Origin of the sequence: Vibrio nereis NBRC 15637 (genome assembly GCF_001591105.1) — a bacterium.
Classification (GTDB): domain Bacteria; phylum Pseudomonadota; class Gammaproteobacteria; order Enterobacterales; family Vibrionaceae; genus Vibrio; species Vibrio nereis.
The window spans coordinates 258550-279563 of sequence record NZ_BCUD01000003.1 but is presented as its reverse complement, the minus strand read 5'-3'; the positions used below and the strand labels follow the sequence as shown (position 1 = coordinate 279563).

Annotated in this window: 20 protein-coding genes; 7 read left to right on the top strand and 13 right to left on the bottom strand. The window is 46.4% G+C overall.

All coding sequences use genetic code 11. The annotated features are described in order from the left end of the window. Window positions 1-146: 146 nt before the first annotated feature. The 5 genes from treC to gmhB form a co-directional block, all read right to left on the bottom strand. On the bottom strand, window positions 147-1838 hold the full coding sequence (gene treC, locus VNE01S_RS05535; protein ID WP_053396804.1) for an alpha,alpha-phosphotrehalase: 1692 nt from the start codon (window positions 1836-1838) through the stop codon (window positions 147-149). 80 nt (window positions 1839-1918) lie between these two features. Further along, window positions 1919-3343 (bottom strand): PTS trehalose transporter subunit IIBC, encoded by a 1425-nt coding sequence (treB, locus tag VNE01S_RS05530; RefSeq protein WP_053396814.1) that lies wholly within the window; start codon window positions 3341-3343, stop codon window positions 1919-1921. A 233-nt stretch (window positions 3344-3576) separates the two neighbouring features. Beyond that, entirely contained in the window at window positions 3577-4524 is a 948-nt protein-coding gene (gene treR, locus VNE01S_RS05525; protein WP_053396803.1) for a trehalose operon repressor TreR, read from the bottom strand. Between the two features lie 104 nt (window positions 4525-4628). After that, window positions 4629-4952, bottom strand: coding sequence for an MliC family protein (locus tag VNE01S_RS05520; RefSeq protein WP_053396802.1), 324 nt, complete (start codon window positions 4950-4952; stop codon window positions 4629-4631). 45 nt (window positions 4953-4997) lie between these two features. Beyond that, entirely contained in the window at window positions 4998-5549 is a 552-nt protein-coding gene (gene gmhB / locus VNE01S_RS05515; RefSeq protein ID WP_053396801.1) for a D-glycero-beta-D-manno-heptose 1,7-bisphosphate 7-phosphatase, read from the bottom strand. Window positions 5550-5766: 217 nt separating this feature from the next. Between gmhB and metN the strand changes: the two genes are divergently transcribed. Genes metN through VNE01S_RS05500 form a run of 3 tightly spaced genes read left to right on the top strand, consistent with a single transcriptional unit; the run spans window position 5767 to window position 8308 of the window. Then, window positions 5767-6801: a methionine ABC transporter ATP-binding protein MetN gene (gene metN, locus VNE01S_RS05510; protein WP_053396800.1), complete on the top strand. Its 1035-nt coding sequence runs from the start codon at window positions 5767-5769 to the stop codon at window positions 6799-6801. Continuing rightward, window positions 6791-7468, top strand: coding sequence for a methionine ABC transporter permease (locus VNE01S_RS05505; RefSeq protein ID WP_053396799.1), 678 nt, complete (start codon window positions 6791-6793; stop codon window positions 7466-7468). Before metN ends, VNE01S_RS05505 begins: the two co-directional genes overlap by 11 nt. Window positions 7469-7498: 30 nt before the next feature. Next, window positions 7499-8308 carry a MetQ/NlpA family lipoprotein gene (locus tag VNE01S_RS05500; RefSeq protein ID WP_053396798.1) on the top strand — a complete coding sequence of 270 codons (810 nt, stop codon included), beginning with the start codon at window positions 7499-7501 and terminating at the stop codon, window positions 8306-8308. A 123-nt stretch (window positions 8309-8431) separates the two neighbouring features. On the opposite strand, the gene VNE01S_RS05495 is transcribed toward VNE01S_RS05500, so the two are convergent. The 3 genes from VNE01S_RS05495 to VNE01S_RS05485 form a co-directional block, all read right to left on the bottom strand. Next, the gene (locus VNE01S_RS05495) at window positions 8432-10018 is read right to left on the bottom strand and encodes an AbgT family transporter (RefSeq protein WP_053396797.1); all 1587 of its coding nucleotides are present in this window, start codon (window positions 10016-10018) and stop codon (window positions 8432-8434) included. A 221-nt stretch (window positions 10019-10239) separates the two neighbouring features. Then, window positions 10240-10365 (bottom strand): type B 50S ribosomal protein L36, encoded by a 126-nt coding sequence (ykgO, locus tag VNE01S_RS05490; protein WP_053396796.1) that lies wholly within the window; start codon window positions 10363-10365, stop codon window positions 10240-10242. A 3-nt stretch (window positions 10366-10368) separates the two neighbouring features. Next, window positions 10369-10626, bottom strand: a complete 258-nt coding sequence (locus tag VNE01S_RS05485; RefSeq protein ID WP_053396795.1) for a type B 50S ribosomal protein L31 — start codon at window positions 10624-10626, stop codon at window positions 10369-10371. Between the two features lie 121 nt (window positions 10627-10747). Here VNE01S_RS05485 and tsaA point away from each other — a divergent pair, with 121 nt between their 5' ends. Both tsaA and VNE01S_RS05475 read left to right on the top strand, forming a co-directional pair. Beyond that, window positions 10748-11443, top strand: a complete 696-nt coding sequence (tsaA, locus tag VNE01S_RS05480; RefSeq protein WP_053396794.1) for a tRNA (N6-threonylcarbamoyladenosine(37)-N6)-methyltransferase TrmO — start codon at window positions 10748-10750, stop codon at window positions 11441-11443. A gap of 112 nt (window positions 11444-11555) precedes the next feature. Further along, window positions 11556-13271, top strand: a complete 1716-nt coding sequence (locus VNE01S_RS05475) for a proline--tRNA ligase (RefSeq protein ID WP_053396793.1) — start codon at window positions 11556-11558, stop codon at window positions 13269-13271. Between the two features lie 104 nt (window positions 13272-13375). Here the strand turns inward: VNE01S_RS05475 and VNE01S_RS05470 are convergent, their stop codons facing one another. Together VNE01S_RS05470 and lpcA are read right to left on the bottom strand one after the other, a co-directional pair. Further along, on the bottom strand, window positions 13376-14221 hold the full coding sequence (locus tag VNE01S_RS05470) for a class II glutamine amidotransferase (RefSeq protein WP_053396792.1): 846 nt from the start codon (window positions 14219-14221) through the stop codon (window positions 13376-13378). 104 nt (window positions 14222-14325) lie between these two features. Next, window positions 14326-14904, bottom strand: coding sequence for a D-sedoheptulose 7-phosphate isomerase (lpcA, locus tag VNE01S_RS05465; RefSeq protein WP_053396791.1), 579 nt, complete (start codon window positions 14902-14904; stop codon window positions 14326-14328). Between the two features lie 304 nt (window positions 14905-15208). On the opposite strand from lpcA, the gene fadE reads away from it, so the two are divergent. Further along, a complete protein-coding gene (gene fadE, locus VNE01S_RS05460) occupies window positions 15209-17662 on the top strand; it encodes an acyl-CoA dehydrogenase FadE (RefSeq protein ID WP_053396790.1) in 2454 nt (817 codons plus the stop codon). A 76-nt stretch (window positions 17663-17738) separates the two neighbouring features. Here the strand turns inward: fadE and VNE01S_RS05455 are convergent, their stop codons facing one another. Together VNE01S_RS05455 and dnaQ are read right to left on the bottom strand one after the other, a co-directional pair. After that, window positions 17739-18989, bottom strand: a complete 1251-nt coding sequence (locus tag VNE01S_RS05455) for a TIGR03503 family protein (protein ID WP_053396789.1) — start codon at window positions 18987-18989, stop codon at window positions 17739-17741. Window positions 18990-18997: 8 nt separating this feature from the next. Continuing rightward, window positions 18998-19738 (bottom strand): DNA polymerase III subunit epsilon, encoded by a 741-nt coding sequence (dnaQ, locus tag VNE01S_RS05450; protein WP_053396788.1) that lies wholly within the window; start codon window positions 19736-19738, stop codon window positions 18998-19000. Between the two features lie 56 nt (window positions 19739-19794). On the opposite strand from dnaQ, the gene rnhA reads away from it, so the two are divergent. Beyond that, window positions 19795-20259, top strand: coding sequence for a ribonuclease HI (rnhA, locus tag VNE01S_RS05445; RefSeq protein WP_053396787.1), 465 nt, complete (start codon window positions 19795-19797; stop codon window positions 20257-20259). A gap of 1 nt (window position 20260) precedes the next feature. Here the strand turns inward: rnhA and VNE01S_RS05440 are convergent, their stop codons facing one another. Then, window positions 20261-20989 (bottom strand): class I SAM-dependent methyltransferase, encoded by a 729-nt coding sequence (locus VNE01S_RS05440; RefSeq protein WP_053396786.1) that lies wholly within the window; start codon window positions 20987-20989, stop codon window positions 20261-20263. Window positions 20990-21014: the final 25 nt, after the last annotated feature.

Here is a 21014-nt window from a genome sequence, read left to right as displayed (position 1 = left end):
AAGAAGCCAGCTCATTGAGCTGGCTTTTTTCGTTTCTGAACACTTTTTTAATTTCTAAACAGTAGTTTCTTTGGCCACTCTTCGACATAGAAAAAAGCCCCGATATGTCGGGGCAATGGAACAAACACGTTGGTGTTTAAAATCGCTTATTCCGAAACTCGTTCAGCAAGAATGACTCTTGTCTCATACGGTCTCAGCACTTGGTGTTGGGTTACCCCTTGTGGTAAATCATCGTAGTTCCCCAGTACGTATTTCGCTTTGCCCACATCAAAGCCATTAGGCAAAACACACTCTGCCTCTTCGCCGTAATAGTTGTTGAGACAAATCAGCGTCTGCGTATCACTCTGACGTTGATACCCAAATACCGCTTGGTGCTCTGGATAAAGATCTTGGTAACTACCTGTGGTGATCACGTCGATTTCTTTACGTAACTGGATCAACTTTTGGTAGAAGTAGAATACCGAGTTGGTATCTTCGACAGCAGCACATGCATTAATCTCGAAATAGTTGTTGGCCACACCTAACCATGGCTGCGCTTTGGAGAACCCAGCGTACGGCGCGTCACTCCACTGCATAGGGGTACGCGAATTATCACGCGACTTTTGCGCTAATATCGCCATCATTTCATCGTGGCTAACACCTTGCTGGTTAACCATGATGTCATACATATTGGTACTTTCGACATCACGATACTGCTCAATCGAGTCATACCCCGGATTGGTCATACCGATCTCTTCACCTTGATAGATGTACGGCGTACCTTGCATCATATGCACCGACGCAGCGAGCATCTTCGCTGATTCGACTCGGTACTCTTTATCATTACCCAAGCGGCTAACCACTCGCGGCTGGTCGTGGTTACACCAAAATAGAGCGCCCCACCCTTTGCCATTCAAACCCGTTTGCCAATGATTAAAGATCTGCTTAAGTTGCTGGAAATCAAATGGTGCTTTGGTCCATTTGTCTCCGTTCGGGTAATCCACTTTAAGATGATGGAAGTTAAACACCATCGACAGCTCTTTATTATCGAGCGAAGAGTATTGCTGACAATGTTCAAGCGTGGTGGATGACATTTCACCCACCGTGACACTGCCGTATTTTTGGAATACAGCTTCACTGATTTCTTGCAAATACTCATGCACTTTAGGGCCATCAGTGTAAAAACGTCGACCATCCCCCATCTCATCATTCGGGAAGTCTTGCTGCTTAGAGATCAAGTTAATCACATCCAAGCGGAAACCATCGACGCCCTTTTCAGCCCAAAAACTGATCACCTCCTTTACCTCGCCGCGAACTTTTGGGTTTTCCCAGTTTAGGTCCGCCTGCTCTTTGGCAAAAAGATGCAAATAGTATTGGCCTGTTTGTTCATCAAGTTCCCACGCATTCCCACCAAACTTCGATTGCCAGTTATTTGGAGCTTCACCATCGACCGGATCTTTCCAAATATAGTAGTCTCGGTAAGGACTGTTTTTATCGCCTAGGGCTGATTGGAACCAGTGGTGTTCGGTTGAAGTATGGTTGACCACAATGTCCATAATGATACGGATACCGCGCTGATGGGCTTGTGCCAAAAGCTGGTCAAAATCCGCCATGGTGCCAAAGTCTGGATTAATCGCGTAGTAATCCGAAATATCATAACCATTATCAATCATCGGTGACTGATAAACTGGCGTTAACCAAATGGCATCCGCACCTAGCAGCTTCAGGTAATCAAGCTTAGAAATTATCCCTTGGATATCCCCCGTCCCTTTACTACCACTATCACAAAAGCTTTTCGGGTAAATTTGATAAATAGAGGCGGTTTTCCACCAGTTCGCATCATTGGAAATTGCTGTCATTGCTAAACTCACTTACCAAAATTAATTCAGAGAAAAGGGAGCGACAATGTGCCGCTCCTAAAAAGATTGTTTGTTGCTGGTTAAGCGCTTGCTGGCTCTAGTTCGCCTTTCATTTCAGCTCGCTTATAGAAGAAAAGAGTCAATACGGCTGGCAAGGCCATCGCGACTAACATAGCCACTGCATAGATACCCCAGAACTGAGGCTGGATAGACAAGATACCCGGAAGACCACCCACACCGATGCCGTTTGCCATCACACCTGCACTACCACAAATCGCTGCGGCTACGGCACTACCGATCATCGCGCTAAGCATTGGGAATTTGTATTTTAAGTTGATGCCGTACATCGCCGGCTCTGTGACACCTAGGTAAGCAGAGATAGCCGCCGGTACTGAGATATCACGCTCACCGTGTTTCTTACTGATGATAATGATGCCGACAACCGCAGAGGCCTGTGCAATATTCGATAGCGCAATCAATGGCCAGATTGGTGTACCACCAAGCTCTTGCATCAACTGTAGGTCAACGGCGTTAGTGGTGTGGTGAATACCCGTGATCACGAGTGGCGCGTATAAGAAACCAAATACCATGGAACCAATCACAGCAAAATCGCCTGTCATGGCCGCTTTAGCCGCAAACGCCACGCCATCACCTAACATACGGCCAAATGGACCAATCAATGAGTGAGCAAGGACCACAGAAAGAATAATAGAAACAAACGGTACGACAACTAGGTAAAGGTAAGATGGTACGATGCGCTTAAGGTGAGTTTCGATAAACGCCAGCGCCATCCCCGCTAACATCGCCGGAATCACCTGAGCTTGGTAGCCGACCTTTTCAATCACAAATAAACCGAAATCCCACGCTTCAGGTACTTGTTTACCAATTAAATACGCGTTCATTAGCTGTGGTGAAACCAGAGTCACACCGAGGGTAATCCCCAGAATCGGCGTCCCTCCCAATTTTTTCACCGTCGACCAACACACACCTACAGGGAGGAAGAAGAAGATAGCTTCGCCAATTAGCCATAAGAAGCTATGGACTGTCGCCCAAAACTGGCTGATCTCCGTAAGACTTTGGCCATCAAACATCTTGATGTCGCCAATTACGTTACGAAAACCTAGGATCAAACCACCCGTGATGATCGCAGGAAGCAGCGGCACAAAGATTTCAGCAAGGTGGGAAATACCGCGTTCCAAGACATTCATATTCTGGCGGGCCGCCTGCTTAGCCTCATCTTTTGACGCCGCAGTTTGACCTGTTAGCTCAATCAGCACTTTATAGACTTCATCTACTTCCGTACCAATGACCACTTGGAATTGGCCCGCATTCGTAAAGCACCCTTTTACCAAAGGCAGTCCTTCAAGGCCTTGTTTGTCCGCGTTCCCCGTTTCATTAAGTACAAAACGTAAGCGAGTTAAGCAATGACTAACGCTAGCGATGTTATCGCGCCCACCCACCAACTCTATCAGACGTTCTACATCTGGTTTCGTTATCTTACTCATATCCATGTCCACCCTAATTGGAATCTTATTCATGTTGATACCAATCCACCATGCTTTGAATTGGTACTGCCAAGTTTTCTCGGCATTCAAACTGACTTTGTTATTCTTTTTATGGGAACATTCCCAATAATTACTAATTATATTGTCAGAACTTATCAAACATAAAAATGGGAACAGTCCCATTAATTGAATAAGATCACAGTATAATTTTAAATCACTTTGAAAATAATGACTTATCGAATGATAGGAGATTGTGTGAGGTGATGAAGTTCTGATTCACCATTAATTTGAGAAATCAGTAAGTTAGCAGCCATCTGCCCGGCTTGAGCGTATCCTGGGTCAATACTGAATACGTTAGGGAAAAGAAAAGAAAGCAATTCATTCCCCCCGACTCCAGTCACCAACACGTCCTCACGCTCTAGTTCTTGAAGGCGCTTAATCACCCCGAGAGCGAGTGTGTCACTGGCACATGCGATTGCTTGAGTTTGAGTCGTCAGCAGCTCATCCACTAGCTGATAAGCACTTTCATGGGAAAGGTGTCCGGTTTGATAATGTGGTTCCACATTGTGGTTTTCACACCACTCTAGGTAGGCATTTAAACGCACCTGCCCGGTCGTTTTATCCGAGGGATCGACGCCAATAAACGCGATATCATTGACGTCCTGCTCTGCTAGGTAGTCTAAGGCAAGCGTGATGACACCATGGTTGTCATAGTTAATTGATGAGGTCACATCTGTGTCCATAGCAATGACTACGCTACGATTCTGCCAAGCCGTTAGCCGAAAGATATCAAAATCGCTGAAGCCAAAAACGATCACGCCGTCCACATTGCGCTTTTTCAGAACATCCAAATGCTCATTGGTTTTCTCGCGGTCAAACTGGCTTTCCATGATCACGGCATCATAACCAGCCTGATAAAGCGCCTGCAACATGCTGCCAACGGCTTTGTTTTCTGATGGCGAATCAAGTCGAGATATAATCACCCCGACAACCTTTTGACTGCCACCACGCATCGCTTGTGCGGACTTTGAAGGCACATAACCAGACTCTTCAATCACACGTTCCACTTTCGCTCGGGTTTCAGGTTTTACCTTAGGATCATTGGTCAGTACCCGAGAAACGGTCGATTTACCTACACCAGAAAGCTTTGCAATGTCGAGAATGGTTAGTTTTTTGCTCATATTAGATTATAAATTTAAGAGAGATCAGGGCTGCCCGAGAGACACTATCACCTCAGGTATCATAGGCTTAGTATATGGGCTTATAAGTAAACCCGCTTCATACGCTAGTCGGTTTTACAGTTTTTGTAAACGGATTGCTCAAGCTCTAAACGGGCTTCATTTCCTTTGGTGTATAGCGTGATCGCATTTTCCGCTGTCGTTTTATCATCTAAAATGTAACGCGCGCCCGAACCAGAAGGTACTTGGATTAAAGGGTAAGGCTGACCTGAAACCCGTAAAATTGCTGATTCTTTTTCTGGAAAGTAAGCCACTTCAAAACTCTTTTCAGCTTCACAGTGATAGGTTAAATACTCTGTTTTATGTTGGCTCTGTGCACATCCCACAACGAAAGAAGCCAATGCTCCAACTGTTAGCCATTTTGAATTCATACTGCCTCCTGCAAACAAAAAGGCCGCAACTGCGACCTTTTTTCTTTATTTTGACAAGTAAGATGGCACATCTTTAATGCTGTCTAAGACAACCGATGCCAACGCTTCTCCTGCCTCAGTGACTGGCTTGCCAGTTCTCACTAAAATTTTTGTCCCTACACCAGCGGCCTCTGCGGCCATCATATCTTCGGCCTTGTCACCCACCATTACAGACTTTTCCATATCAATGTCTAAAAAGTCACGGGCAGAAATAAACATACCAGGTTTAGGCTTACGGCAATCGCAGTCTTCTTTGTATTTACCCTGCCCATGTTCTGCATGGTGTGGGCAGTAATAGAAACCGTCAAAATCAACGCCATTATCGACGAAGTTCCAGTCCATCCACTGAGTGAGAGATAAAAAGCGATCTTCGCTAAATTTCCCGCGCGCTATACCAGACTGATTGGTTACTAACACCAGTAAGTACCCCATGTCCTTGAGCTTTTTCGCCGCTTCAAAGACACCGTCGATAAATTCAAAATCATGTTCGTCATGTACGTAACCGTGATCCACGTTAATTACGCCATCACGATCCAAAAAGACTGCTGGTTTAGCCAAAACTTGCTCTCTATCTGCTTTATATAGTGAGAATTATTGCACGCTTTATTTCTTTCATCACTATCTAATTACTAATCGGTTGAGTAAAAAATACGTTTAGACGTCTAGACGTAAAAATATCTATTGACACATTTGCAACAAAGCCATAGCATCAACTACTCAATGAGATGTAGTTCAAAATTATCTACTGCTCCAAAGTCTTATAGCGGGTTTATCGATGATTGAAATTAATCAAGTCAACAAGGTCTTCTATCAGGGTACGAAGGAAATCAACGCTCTGAAAGATATCAACCTCCATATTGCTCAAGGAACGATTTTTGGCGTTATTGGTTCTTCTGGAGCAGGAAAAAGTACATTGATTCGTTGCGTCAATATGCTGGAAGCGCCAACGTCAGGCTCTATCATCGTCGATGGTGTTGATCTGACTACACTTTCTAAATCAGACCTTAGTAAAGCAAGACGCAATATTGGCATGATTTTCCAGCACTTTAACCTGCTGTCATCGCGCACCGTTTTTGACAACGTGGCGCTGCCACTGGAGCTGGCAGGTACTGATTCAGCCCGAATCAAAGCGAAAGTATCCGAGTTGCTTGCCCTGGTTGGCTTAGCAGACAAACATGAAAGCTACCCTTCCAACTTGAGCGGTGGGCAAAAACAGCGTGTGGCGATTGCGCGTGCCTTGGCATCTGACCCTAAAGTGTTGTTGTGCGATGAAGCCACAAGCGCGCTTGATCCGGCAACAACCCAGTCTATTTTGGAGCTGTTAAAAGAGATCAACCGCAAGCTCAATATTACGATTTTGCTTATCACGCATGAAATGGATGTCGTGAAAAGCATCTGTCACGAAGTGGCGATCATTGGTGATGGTGAGCTGGTAGAAAAAGGCACTGTGGGCGATATTTTTGCGCACCCTAAAACAGAGCTTGCGCACGAATTCATTCGTTCGACACTGGACCTGTCGATTCCTGAAGATTACGAAGTTCGCTTACAGCAAACACGTGTAGAAGGCAGCTACCCTCTGGTAAGGCTTGAATTTACTGGCGCGACTGTCGATGCGCCGCTGATGAGCCAAATCACCCGAAAATTCAATATAGACGTCAGCATCCTAAGTTCGGACCTCGACTACGCTGGTGGCGTGAAGTTCGGCATGATGGTCGCAGAACTGTTCGGTAATGAAAAAGACGATAATGCAGCGATCGAGTTCCTGCGTGACCACAACGTAAAAGTAGAGGTGCTAGGTTATGTCCTTTAATACAGTATCAGAATGGCTAAGCCTTAACGGAAATCTACTGATTGGCGCGACTTGGGAAACCCTCTACATGGTCGCTGTTGCTGGCATCGTAGGTTTCGCAGTAGGTATTCCACTGGGTGTGATCCTGCATACGACGAAACAAGGTGGCTTACTGGAAAATACCAAGCTCAATAGCATTTTAGGTGCGGTAGTCAACGTTGGCCGTTCCGTCCCATTCCTAGTGTTGATGGTCGCCATTATCCCAGTCACTAAACTTTTGGTCGGCACATTTATCGGTACCACAGCGGCCATTGTGCCACTGACTATCGGCGCTATTCCTTTTGTTGCTCGTTTAATTGAAGGCGCGCTACTTGAAGTCCCATCAGGCCTAGTGGAAGCCGCGCAATCAATGGGCGCAACACCCACGCAGATCATTTCGAAAGTTCTGCTGCCAGAGGCGATGCCGACCATTGTTAACTCAGTGACCATCACGCTTGTCACACTGGTCAGCTACTCTGCAATGGCAGGCACCGTGGGCGGCGGCGGTCTAGGTGATGTAGCCATTCGTTACGGCTTCCACCGCTACGATGTAGTGATTATGGCCGTGACCGTAGTGATGCTCATCGTGTTGGTACAGATTATTCAGTCCATTGGCGACGCTATTGTTCGCCGTGTCGATCACAGATAAAAATTTTGAATTTATAACAAGGAGATAGTCATGAAATTTAATCTTAAGGGTTTGCTTACCATCGCGGCTGCGGCCTCAGCACTTGTTCTTTCTGGCTGTGGCGAGAAAGAAGTCGATACCAGTAAAATCAAAGTTGGCGTAATGGCGGGTGCGGAAGCACAAGTTGCCGAAGTGGCAGCTAAAGTAGCAAAAGATAAATACGGCCTAGATGTTCAACTGGTGACATTTACTGACTATGTAACTCCAAACGCAGCACTGGATGATGGCTCAATCGATATCAACGCGTTCCAGCACAAACCATATCTAGATCAACAAGTCGAAGACCGTGGCTACAAGCTAACGATCGCGGGGAATACCTTTGTTTACCCAATCGCGGGCTACTCTAAACAAGTAAAATCGGTTGATGAGATTAAAGAAGGCGACCGTATTGCAGTACCAAACGATCCGACTAACCTAGGCCGCTCTCTCATTCTTCTTGAGCAGCAAGGTTTGATCAAGCTACGTGACGGTGTTGGCCTACTAGCAACGGTACGTGACGTCGTAGAAAACCCAAAAAACATCACGATTGTTGAGCTAGAAGCGGCGCAGCTTCCACGCTCTCTAGACGACGTTGCTCTATCTATCATCAACACAACATACGCAAGTTCAATCAATCTAACGCCTCAAAAAGATGGCGTATTCGTTGAAGATAAAGAGTCTCCATACGTGAACCTTATCGTTGCTCGTGAAGACAATGTTCAAGCGGAGAATGTACAGAACTTCGTTAAGTCTTACCAAACGGACGATGTGTACAACGCAGCATCTGAAATCTTTAAAGGTGGCGTTGTTAAGGGTTGGTAATCCTTACAAACGTTAAAAATAATCAAAAGCCAGCGTACTCACGCTGGCTTTTTGCATTCTATTTCGTCATAAAAAAACCGGAGCGCGCTGCTCCGGTTTGCTGAAAGAAAGTAGACCTAAAGGTTAAGGCGTGTAGAACGTCGCTGCGCCCGGGCCAACCGGTAAACCGAAGACGAATACCCATAGGTAGAACAGTACACTCCAACCCGCGATAAAACAGATTGAGTAAGGTAGCATAGTCGCAATCAGCGTACCGATACCTAGGTTCTTCATGTAGCGCGTTGCCACTGCCAAGATCAAACCAAAGTAGCTCATCATTGGAGTGATAATATTAGTGGTTGAGTCACCGATGCGGTAGGCCGCTTGGATTGTCTCTGGCGCGTAACCCACCAACATTAACATAGGAACAAAGATTGGTGCTGTTACCGCCCACTGAGCAGACGCTGAACCGATCATCAGGTTGATGAAGCCACACATTAGGATGAATGCAAAGAACAACATTGGACCTGTTAAGCCAATGTCCTGTAGGAAGCTTGCACCCGCTACCGCGAATACTTGACCAAAGTTAGTCCACTTGAAGAAAGCAACAAACTGAGCCGCGAAGAATACCAATACAATGTACATGCCCATAGAAGACATAGACTTCGCCATCGCATCAATTACGTCACGGTCAGTCTTCATTGAGCCAGTCACTTTACCGTAAACGAAACCTGGGATTGCAAAGAATACGAAGATAAACGCCACGATACTTTTCAGGAATGGAGAACCTGCAATCGTACCTGCGCCAGAACGTAAAATGCCGTCCGCCGGAACGACTGTCCAAGCAAGCAGTGCCGAAACAACTAGAATCGCAACACCCGCCAGTTTCAGACCTTTCTTTTCTAGAGCAGTGAGGCCACCCATTTTGTCATTGGAAAGATCTTCAGACGCTTCTTCATCGTTATATTTACCCAGTTTTGGCTCAACGATTTTCTCGGTTACAAACGCACCCATACCCGCAATAAAGAAGGTAGACACAAACATGAAGTACCAGTTCACTTCTGGGCCAACCGTGTAAGTTGGGTCAATCATCTGCGCCGCTGTTTCTGTGATACCAGAAAGCAGTGGGTCAACCGTACCGATAAGTAAGTTTGCTGAGTAGCCGCCCGATACACCAGCGAATGCGGCTGCAAGACCAGCAAGAGGGTGACGACCTAAAGAGTGGAACAGCATCGCAGCAAGTGGCACAAGAACCACATAACCAAGCTCAGATGCTGTATTAGAAATGATACCAGCAAATACAACGGTGACAGTCACCATGCGCTGAGAGGCGCCCATGACCAACCCACGCATAGCCGCAGACAAAAGGCCTGAATACTCAGCTATTGCAACACCAAGCATCGCAACCAACACGGTGCCTAGCGGCGCAAAGCCAACAAAGTTTTTCACTAAGTTAGTGACGATGAGCTCTAGGCCATCCGCATTAAGCAGACTCACAACATGAATCATGCCGTCCGCTGCACGCCCTTTCGCACCTTCAGGGCGAGGGTCTACGACTGAAACGTCAAAATAACCTGCAATTCCAGATGCAACTAAAATAGCCAAACAGAAAAGTGCAAAAAGCGTGATTGGGTGGGGTAATAAGTTCCCCAAATATTCAACAGTATCTAGAAAACGCGTAAACAGCGGCTTCTTTGGTGAATTTTGTTTAATCGAAGCAGATGAACTCATCTGGTTCCTCCTTGTAGTGATTCCTGCGCATTTGTGACAAGAATGTCAAAAAGCGGGCGCAGATTACTCGACAAGGCGTTCAAATAGAAATCTAAAATGTTACAAACTGTGTAATAGATCGGATTATTTAACGTCATTTGAACAAATAAATAGCAAATATAACCATATCTAGAACAAATATTAGAACTATAATTCACAAAGATGCAACTGGGCGCTTATTGCTACTTTTGCACCGCTTTGAAACGAGGGTTTGCTTTGAAAATCACATACATACGACCTCTTCGTTTCACGACTTGGCAGTCAGGATGGCGGTTTTTGGCACTTTTTAGAGATTTAACGACTTTCATGGGTTACTCCTTATCTGTACTAAATTGAGCAAATCGACGGTTAAAGTTCGCGACGCGACCTTCTTTTTGAATAACACGCTGTTTGCCCGTGTAAAACGGATGTGATTGTGAAGACACTTCAATAGTGAAGTACGGGTAGGTTTTACCTTCCCATTCGATGGTGCGCTCGGTTTGCAACGTAGAACCCACAACAAAGTACTTATCGACCGTGGTATCGTGAAAAACAACTTGGCGGTATTCTGGATGAATATTTGGTTTCATGTTTCCTCTTGGTATTAACTGTTATGTTATAACATCACAGTTAATAATCATTATCAAGAAGATTTGCAAGTCATTTTTATGGTACTTTTGCCAAAAGTCTGTTTTTAAAGAAAAGAGAAAGATGCATTCTATTGAACCTATCGGCTTTATTGAGAGCCCGTATAAAGAGAAGTTTGCAGTCCCTAGACAGCCGCGACTCGTCCCTTCTGCAAGCGCAAAGGTTCGCTTAGTCGGCGCGGCAAACAGCCCAGAAGCATTAAGAGGCATTGAACAATTTAGCCATGTTTGGCTACTATTTTTATTCGATCAAAACTTAGAGGCTGGATGGAAGCCAACCGTCCGTCCACCACGATTGGGCGGAAATGAACGGATTGGTGTCTTTGCGTCTCGCTCTACATTTCGCCCCAATGGAATCGGCATGTCTGCGGTTGAAGTCAAAGGCGTAACCAAACAAGGCGATCAGCTATACCTTGAATTAGGCAGCGTCGATCTCGTCGATGGCACACCTATCATCGATATTAAGCCGTATGTCCCCTACTCTGATTCCATCAGTGAAGCGGCTGGCGGATATGCCGACGCTGAACCTAAAACCTGCAACGTTGCATTCTCAGACAGTGCCACGCTTATACTCAAATCACGTATTCATGGTGACCACGAGCAACAAGTAATAGAACAAGTGCTAGCCCAAGATCCACGCCCTGCGTATAAAAAAGGCAAGCCGGATAGTAAAGAATATGCGGTAAATTTGTTCGATCTAAACGTCAAGTTCACAGCAGCGGATAACTTAATAACCGTTACGACTATTGAATGCTTTTGACAAAGCCAATTGGCTGATATTATAGATAGCTTAACTTTCTTCCCCGTGTGGGATTTCCATACTTAGGCCCAACAAAGCTTAAGTCCTTAACTCTGATAAACGGATAAATTTAATGCGTACCAGTAACTATCTTCTTTCTACTCTGAAGGAGACTCCAAACGACGCAGAAGTAGTGAGCCACCAGCTCATGCTACGTGCAGGTATGATCCGTAAGCTGGCTTCAGGTCTATACACCTGGCTGCCTACTGGTCTACGTGTATTGCGTAAAGTCGAAAACATCGTTCGTCAAGAAATCGATAATGCAGGTGCAATCGAAACTTTGATGCCCGTTGTTCAGCCGTTTGAACTTTGGGAAGAGACAGGCCGCAGCGAAAAAATGGGCCCTGAACTACTTCGCTTTACTGACCGCCATGTTCGTCCGTTTGTACTTAGCCCAACAGCAGAAGAAGTTATCACTAGCCTTGTGCGTAACGAGGTGAGTTCTTACAAACAACTTCCGCTGAATCTGTACCAGATCCAAACTAAATTCCGAGATGAGCGTCGCCCTCGTTTTGGTGTGATGCGTTCACGTGAGTTCTCGATGATGGATGCATACAGCTTCGACATCGACAAAGAAGGCCTACAAAAATCGTACGACGCGATGCACGATGCTTACTGTAAAGCGTTTGACCGCATGGGTCTGGATTACCGCCCAGTACTGGCAGATAGCGGCGCAATCGGTGGTAGTGGCTCACAAGAGTTCCACGTATTGGCTGAAAGTGGCGAAGACCTCATCGCATTCTCGACTGAGTCTGACTACGCAGCAAACCTTGAAAAAGCAGAAGCTCTAGCACCAGCAGACGCAGCTCCAGCGCCAACTCAAGAGATGACGCTAGTAGACACACCAAACGCGAAAACCATCGCGGAATTGGTTGAGCAACACGGTCTACCTATCGAGAAAACAGTGAAGACGCTGTTTGTTAAAGCCTCTGACGAAGTAGACGCACCAATCATCGCGCTGATCGTTCGTGGCGATCACGAGCTTAACGAAGTGAAAGCGGAAAACCTTCCACAAGTTGCCGCTCCACTAGAGATGGCATCAGAAGAAGAGATTCGTGAACTTATCGGCGCTGGCCCTGGCTCATTAGGTCCGGTTGGCCTTAAGCTACCGTTCATCGTTGACCGCAGTGTCGCAGTAATGAGCGACTTTGGCGCAGGCGCAAACGTAGACGACAAGCACTACTTCGGTATCAACTGGGGTCGTGACGTTGAACTTGGCCAAGTAGAAGACCTACGTAACGTAGTTGAAGGTGATCCAAGCCCATGTGGTAAAGGCACTATCCAACTGAAACGCGGCATCGAAGTTGGTCATATCTTCCAGCTAGGCAACGCGTATTCAGCAGCAATGAACTGTGGCGTGCTTGGCCCTGATGGTAAGAACGTTATCCTTGAGATGGGCTGTTACGGTATTGGTATCACGCGTGTTGTGGCTGCTGCTATCGAACAGAACCACGACAAGTACGGCATTATCTGGCCAGACGCATTAGCGCCGTTCCAAGTTGCTATCGTTCCAATGAACATGCATAAGTCAGAAGAAGTGAAGGAAGCGGCTGAGAAGCTGTACGCTGAACTGACCGCTATGGGTATCGAAGTACTGTTTGATGATCGTAAAGAGCGCCCAGGTGTAATGTTCTCTGATATGGAACTGCTTGGTGTACCGCACACCATCATCATCGGCGACCGTTCAATGAAAGAAGGTAACTTCGAATACAAGAACCGTCGTACTGGCGATAAAACTGCCGTACCAATGACAGACATTGTTGAACACGTGAAAGCACAACTGGCTTAATCACTGACGAACAAGCAAATAAAAAGGTTGATGTGAAAACATCAACCTTTTTTGTATCTATGCATTGCTCACTCATCAATGGACAAATTACCGCGCAATAATATTTATTCCAACGGTTCTGTCGGAGCCTGACTGGCCACCTTCTTCGGTGCAAAAGCCACATCTTTTAGCGCGTTTGCATTACCATCTATCAACTCCCCCAGATGGAAAATACCAAACTCACCAGGCTTCATGCGATGCCAATCCTCATTATCCGTCAATGGCTGTGTCGCAATCACAGAAACAATATCATTGGGTGTGGTTTCTTCCTGGAAGTTAATCGTCACATCTTCATCGATCAATGTCGCTTTGCCAAAGGGGGCACGACGCGTTATCCAATACAGGTGGTTGGTGCAGAAGGTGATCACATACTCGCCATCAGAAAGTAGCATGTTAAACACACCTTTCTCTTTCAGCTTTTCACAGCACTTCGCCACAAACCGGAATACACCGACCATATCTTGAGGCGGCTCAGGATATCGGTCTTCCATCTGCTTAAGTAACCAGCAAAAGGCAAGCTCGCTGTCGGTTTGCCCAACCGGTCTGTGCCTGCCTGTATTAAAGCTTTGGTAATCAGTCAGTTGTCCGTTATGTGCAAAGGTCCAATAGCGTCCCCAAAGCTCACGAGTAAAGGGGTGCGTATTCTCTAAGTTCACACCGCCTCGGTTTGCTTGTCGGATATGGCTAACCACAGCACAGCTTTTAATCGGGTAGTTTTGAACTAGCTCAGCAATTTTTGAGTGGCAGCTTGGGGTCGGATCTTTGAACGTTCTAAAGCCTTTCCCTTCATAAAACGTAATGCCCCAACCATCACGATGAGGACCTGTTTTACCACCACGTTGCATCAAACCTGTAAAACTAAAACAGATATCTGTCGGCACATTCGCGCTCATTCCGAGCAGTTCACACATGGCTTAACAAACTCCCTAATAAATGCCATCAACCAATTGAACAGTGGATCATAGTGGTAAGCACCTGAACTATAGATGCTTACCGAGTGACTACACTGACAGTCTTATTTTTCCATTTCTTTTTCGATCAACTGAATGATGATATGGATGATTTTGATGTGAATTTCTTGAATGCGATCAGCGTAACCAAAATGAGGAACACGAATCTCAATATCCGCTAATCCCGCCATCTTGCCGCCATCTTTACCCGTTAAAGCAATGGTCTTCATTCCTTTTGCTTTTGCTGCATCAATCGCTTTTAAGATGTTGCCAGAGTTACCAGACGTCGATAGACCAAACAGTACGTCCCCTTCAGAGCCAACGGCTTCTACGTAACGCGAAAAGACATGGTCATAGCCAAAGTCGTTACTTACACAAGACAGATGACTTGGGTCAGAGATGGCAATACCTGGAAGACCCGGACGGTTTTCACGGTAGCGACCTGTAAGCTCTTCAGCAAAGTGCATTGAGTCACAATGTGAGCCACCATTACCACAAGACAGAACTTTACCGCCCTGTTTGAATGAGTCTGCAAGCATTTTCGCGGCAGCTTCAATTTGCGCGATGTTGTTCTCATCACTCAAAAACTTGTTAAGAACATCAGCAGCTTCAAGTAACTCGCTTTTAATCAGATCCTGGTACATAGGCTATCTCAAGTTATTGTGTATTAAATAGGGCCGCAAACGCGTTCCCAACCTTATTTGATGAGTTTACTCAAACAATTCTCACTGTCGATAGCTCACCACTAACATTTACCGCTTTATTGACTTTCAACGCTCACAAAATCGGCACGACTCGCCACTTTTAGAACTTTCACTCTACTCAGATCACTTTTTGAACAGTAATGGGTTTTACATTTATTTAATATTTTGATTACACTTGACTGGTAAGACCTCTTACTAAAATAACGGCGCGTTAAAACAAACCGCCGCAATAAGGAAAACAAATATGGATATCTCGCTCTCTATACTGGGTTTTGCTGCGGTACTGGCACTATGTCTGTACCACAGAACCTCACTCATTACCGCCATTGGTGCTTTGACCGTCACCATGCTGCTGCTGTCAATGATTGGAACCGCTGGAACCGTCGGCTGGGTGCTGTATATCACCGCTGTTCTTGTCTTGGGTGTTGCCCCAATCCGACAAGCGATGCTCAGTAAAAAAGCACTGGCAATGTTTAAAAAAGTGCTGCCTGCTATGTCGCAGACAGAAAAAGAAGCGCTTGATGCAGGCACGGTTTGGTGGGAAGCAGAGCTATTTAAAGGCAAGCCCGATTGGGACAAACTGCACGATATCAAAGCACCAACACTCAGTGCAGAAGAGCAGGCGTTTCTAAACGGCCCAGTCAATGAAGTTTGCGCCATGGTGAGTGATTACCAAGTCACACATGAGTTGGCCGATCTGCCACCTGAGGTCTGGCAATTCCTAAAAGAACATAAGTTCTTTGCGATGATCATCAAGAAAAAATATGGTGGTCTTGAGTTTTCCGCATACGCACAATCACTAGTGTTACAGAAACTCACCGGGGTCTCTGGCGTATTGTCTTCTACCGTAGGCGTGCCAAATTCACTTGGCCCTGGCGAGCTTCTTCAGCACTACGGTACTAAAGAGCAACAAGATCATTACCTGCCCCGCCTTGCCGAAGGTAAAGAAATTCCTTGTTTCGCTTTAACCAGCCCAGAAGCCGGCTCCGATGCTGGATCGATTCCTGATTATGGCGTGGTTTGCCAAGGCGAATGGCAAGGTAAACAAGTGTTGGGGATGCGCCTAACATGGAATAAGCGCTACATTACCCTAGCACCAGTGGCGACTGTACTGGGCTTAGCATTTAAGCTGCGTGACCCAGAAGGTTTACTGGGCGACAAAGAAGATATTGGTATTACGTGCGCACTGATCCCAACAGATCTTGAAGGCGTCGAAATCGGCAACCGCCACTTCCCGCTTAATGTCCCATTCCAAAATGGCCCAACCCGCGCAAATGATCTGTTCGTGCCGTTAGACTTCATTATCGGTGGTCCGAAAATGGCTGGCCAAGGCTGGAGAATGTTAGTCGAATGTTTGTCGGTCGGTCGTGGCATTACACTGCCTTCTAACTCGACTGGCGGTATTAAAAGTGCGGCTCTGGCAACCGGTGCCTACGCACGTATTCGCCGTCAGTTTAAACAGCCAATTGGCCACATGGAAGGTGTTGAAGAGCCGTTGGCACGCCTTGGTGGTAATGCTTACGTGATGGATGCCGCCAGCAACCTTACCGTTGCGGGTATCGACCTTGGTGAAAAGCCATCGGTGATCTCAGCGATTGTGAAGTACCACTGTACCCATCGTGGTCAGCAAAGCATCATCGATGCCATGGATATCGTCGGTGGTAAAGGGATCTGCATGGGGCCTTCTAACTTTTTGGCGCGTGGTTATCAAGGAGCACCGATTGCGGTTACCGTTGAAGGCGCCAATATCCTTACTCGCTCTATGATCATCTTTGGTCAAGGGGCAATTCGATGCCATCCCTATGTGTTGGAAGAAATGAATGCCGCTTATTCAGGTTCTTCTGATGCATTGAATAAATTTGATAGTGCATTGGCTGGGCACGTGAGCTTTACGCTGAGTAACTTAGTGCGCAGTTTCTGGTTAGGCTTAACCGATGGGCGCTTCTCTCCCGCCCCCGTGCAAGATTCTACAGCACGTTATTATCAGCAACTTAACCGCTACAGCGCTAACATTGCTTTCTTAGCCGATATATCAATGGCGGTACTGGGTGGCTCTCTTAAACGTAAAGAGCGTTTGTCTGCACGTTTAGGGGATATCCTAAGCCAGTTGTATTTAAGTTCCGCCACTCTGAAACGTTTTGACAGTGACGGTCGCAACGCCGAAGACCTTCCTCTGGTTCACTGGGGGCTGCAAGACAGTTTGAAACAAGCGGAATTGGCGATTGATGAGTTCTTAGCTAACTTCCCGAATAAGTGGTTAGGCAAAGCTCTACGTGTGGTTATCTTACCGTTTGGTCGTGTAAGAAAAGCACCAAGTGATAAGCTCGACAGCCAAGTTGCGCGTATCTTGCAAACGCCATCAGAAACACGCTCTCGTATTGGACGCAACCAATACATGGCAGCGACACAGTTCAACCCAGCAGGCCGAATTGAGCAAGCGTTAGAGGTGATTTTGCAAGCGGAACCTCTGTTTAACAAAGTCTGTAAAGCCCTAGGAGAGCGACGTCCGTTCACTGGCTTAGATAAAGTAGCGGAGCTTGGTTTAGAGCGCGGCATTATCGATAGCAATGAAGCGAAACTACTGAGAGAAGCGGAAGAACATCGTTTGTATGTGATCAACGTAGATGACTTTAGCCCCGAAGAGCTTGCGGCCAAACCGCGAAATCATTCAGCTCCAACCATGGTTGAAGTGGCATAACAATTATACCCTACGGGTAACCCTCTAAATAAACCAAGGGCTGCAATCGCAGCCCTTTTTGTCTCTCGAATATTATCTATTTCTTAGGTACGTCTAGCTGCATTTCCGGCAGGGCTTTTTTACGGGCTTTAAGTTTGCCCATAATAAACCACACGACTAGAGCAAGAATAATCACAACCACATTACCAATAGCGATCATAATCATCCCTTTGGTCTTCTGTGCTTCGCGCACCTCGATTAGACGCTGTTCCTCCAGCAGCTGTTGTTGCTTGAGGCGCTCGATCTCTTGCAAGCGTCTTGTTTCAGCAATATCCACTTCCTGAACAACGCTGTAGGTATACTCATCCATCGAGAACGTTAAAGGACGACCAGAACCCATTTCCGTCGCGAATACTTCCCCACTCCACGAATAGTTGCCGAGTAGCTCAGTGTAAGGAATCGTTAACTCTAGTTTGTTACTGTCTGATTCAGCCGAGCCTTGCACATTCAAGACGTGTCCTTGCGGATCTTTGTGCTCAACATAAGCCGCGATAGACCCTGGGGCAATCATGCCTTGTTCACCAGACACGACAACTCGATGCGGCTCAGACTGGGCGCGAGACTGAATGAAGGTCGTTTCCATTGGCGTTGGGTAAACCAACACTTCTTGCTCTTGCGCTCGGAGAAAAATCCCATTGCCTGAGGTAATACGGACACGATACTTGCCTGGGTTACTGGTGATGGGCAAAGCCACGGTAAAGACACCGTCCCCGGCGATTTCATCCAACTCTTGTCCATCGTCCGCAAACTCACCAATTTCCATTGGGATCGGTCTCGCTTCTTTCGCGAGTGACTCTTCATTCTCTACGAACTTAGTAAAGGTGACATTGAGCTTCACTCGGTCAAGGAAGTCTCTTAATACGAGTGGCTTGTCATCTGATGTTAGTCTCGCCGTATACTTTATCGACTCACCTTGATAAAGACGCGCAGGTAAAACATCAGAAGAGAGCTTTAAGTGGGAGATCAGCTTAATCTTGTTTTTTGGCGTCACCTGCCCCACCGCCTGCCACGGGCCCGGCATAGGGTTGTCTATCGAAATAATGTCCATGGATGACTCTTGGTACCAACGAACATTATCTGGGCTTCGCCATGCGTAGTACTTTTTTCCATCCGGCCTGACTAACACCACCGGCTGAGATTCTTTTGCTCGATAGACTACGAAGGTGATCTGCTGGATCGAAGGATCGACTCGAAAACGGTTATCAAGTAAAGACATCGATGATTCTTGCGCAGCCAAACCAACACCGCTCAATAATAGACCGAAAATAACAAACCAAATCCTTAACATCCTATCTCCTACTGACGCCAAAGGCAGCTTCCGCTTTTCTCGACGATATCTAATCTGCTCTGATGTGCATCTAACTCATCGGCCGAAGCACGGATAACCTTTAGCGCTTTACGATCAGCGGCAACGCGTTTTATTGAAGCGCCTCCCACATCACCCTCTCCACTACCTGCGTTAAACTGAAGCGAGGTCTGCCCGCCCGTCATTAACAGATAGACGTCAGCCAAAATCTCCGCATCGAGCAATGCCCCGTGAAGAGTACGGTGCGAGTTATCAATGCCGTAACGGTCACACAATATGTCAAGGTTGTTTCGCTTGCCCGGGAAGATTTTCTTCGCCATGGCAAGGGTATCGGTCACCTTGCAATAGTCATCCGTTTTACCAATAGACGGATCAAGCATCGAGAATTCATGATCCATAAAGCCAGTATCGAAGGGCGCGTTGTGAGCCACCAGCTCAGCGCCTTTGATAAACTCTAAAAATTCAGCGTGAACGTCTTGATACTCTGGCTTATCAAGCAAAAACTCATCGGTAATACCGTGAACTTCTACCGCTTCTGATTGAATTTCACGGTCGGGTTTGATGTAAACGTGGAAGTGACGCCCGGTTAATTTGCGGTTGATTATTTCTACCGCGCCGATTTCAATGATCCGGTGGCCTTGGTAATGAGGCCCCCCTTCGCGGTTCATACCTGTGGTTTCGGTATCGAGTACTACGATGCGATTGTATTTCGAATTGTCGCTGGTATTCATAACAATATGTGTGTCAGACTATGCCAATTATATGCTTTAACCAATAGTATCAAATCATGACGAAACAGGTGGAAATTTTCACAGATGGTTCTTGTTTAGGTAATCCAGGGCCAGGTGGGTATGGCGTCGTACTTCGCTATAAAGATGTCGAAAAAACGCTGGCAAAAGGCTATACCCTCACCACCAATAATCGTATGGAAATGCTGGCAACCATTGTTGCGCTGCAAACTCTCAAAGAGCCTTGTAAGGTGGTCCTAACCACAGACAGCCAATACGTCCGTCAAGGCATTACGCAATGGATCCATAACTGGAAAAAACGCGGTTGGAAAACCGCCGATAAAAAACCAGTTAAAAATGCCGACTTATGGAAAGCGCTCGATACAGAAACTCAACGTCACCAAGTAGAATGGCATTGGGTGAAAGGTCACGCCGGACACAGAGAAAACGAAATGTGTGACGAATTGGCTCGCACGGCGGCGGAAAACCCCACAGAAGAAGATACCGGCTACATTCCTAATTAAGCTAGCGATTGGAAATTTTGTAATTGACGCCAAGCGGCGTCAATTTTCGTTTTAGCTGCCAATGTGGTTTTATCGGTTTAAGCGGGTAAGTCCGCTTTCTTGCAACCACAAAGTACAAACTGCCAAACGGCGACGCCCACTCTCCTAAGCTGTTTTCGAACCACGTCCACATGGTGCGGTACTTTTGCATCGGAAACAGCGCATAACAGTCACACTCTACCACCTGATAATTGAGTACACTCAACCAGTCTGTGATGCGGTTAGGTGTAAACATACGTCCACTCCAAGGAAGGCAATGTTTCCTCCAAGGCATTAAGCTCGCCAACCCAGTAAAACTGATCGGATTAAAGCCCGTAACAATCAGATAACCGTCATCAATCATGACTCGATCGACTTCGCGTAATAACCGGTGCGGATCATTGCTATAGTCAAGTTGATGCGCCATGACAACTGCGTCAAAGCTTTTCTCTAGAAAGGGTAAGTTGTAACCATCCGCAATAACATTATGCAACGGGTTCTGGATATCAAGGTGGACTTGATGTTGAATATTACAGGCAAAGCTGGTTAACTCGCAGCTAAGTCCCCCGAGCTTAAGCAGATGGTAGCCAAAAAGTTTCGGGCACCATTCGTCGATGCGGGTCTGAATTGATTCATGAACCCATTGACCGTTTTTAAGCTGAGACCATGAATGAGGCCATTCAAGCTTTTTATTGCTGTGTGCTGGTTTCATAGATAACCTGCTTCACTCTGGTAAC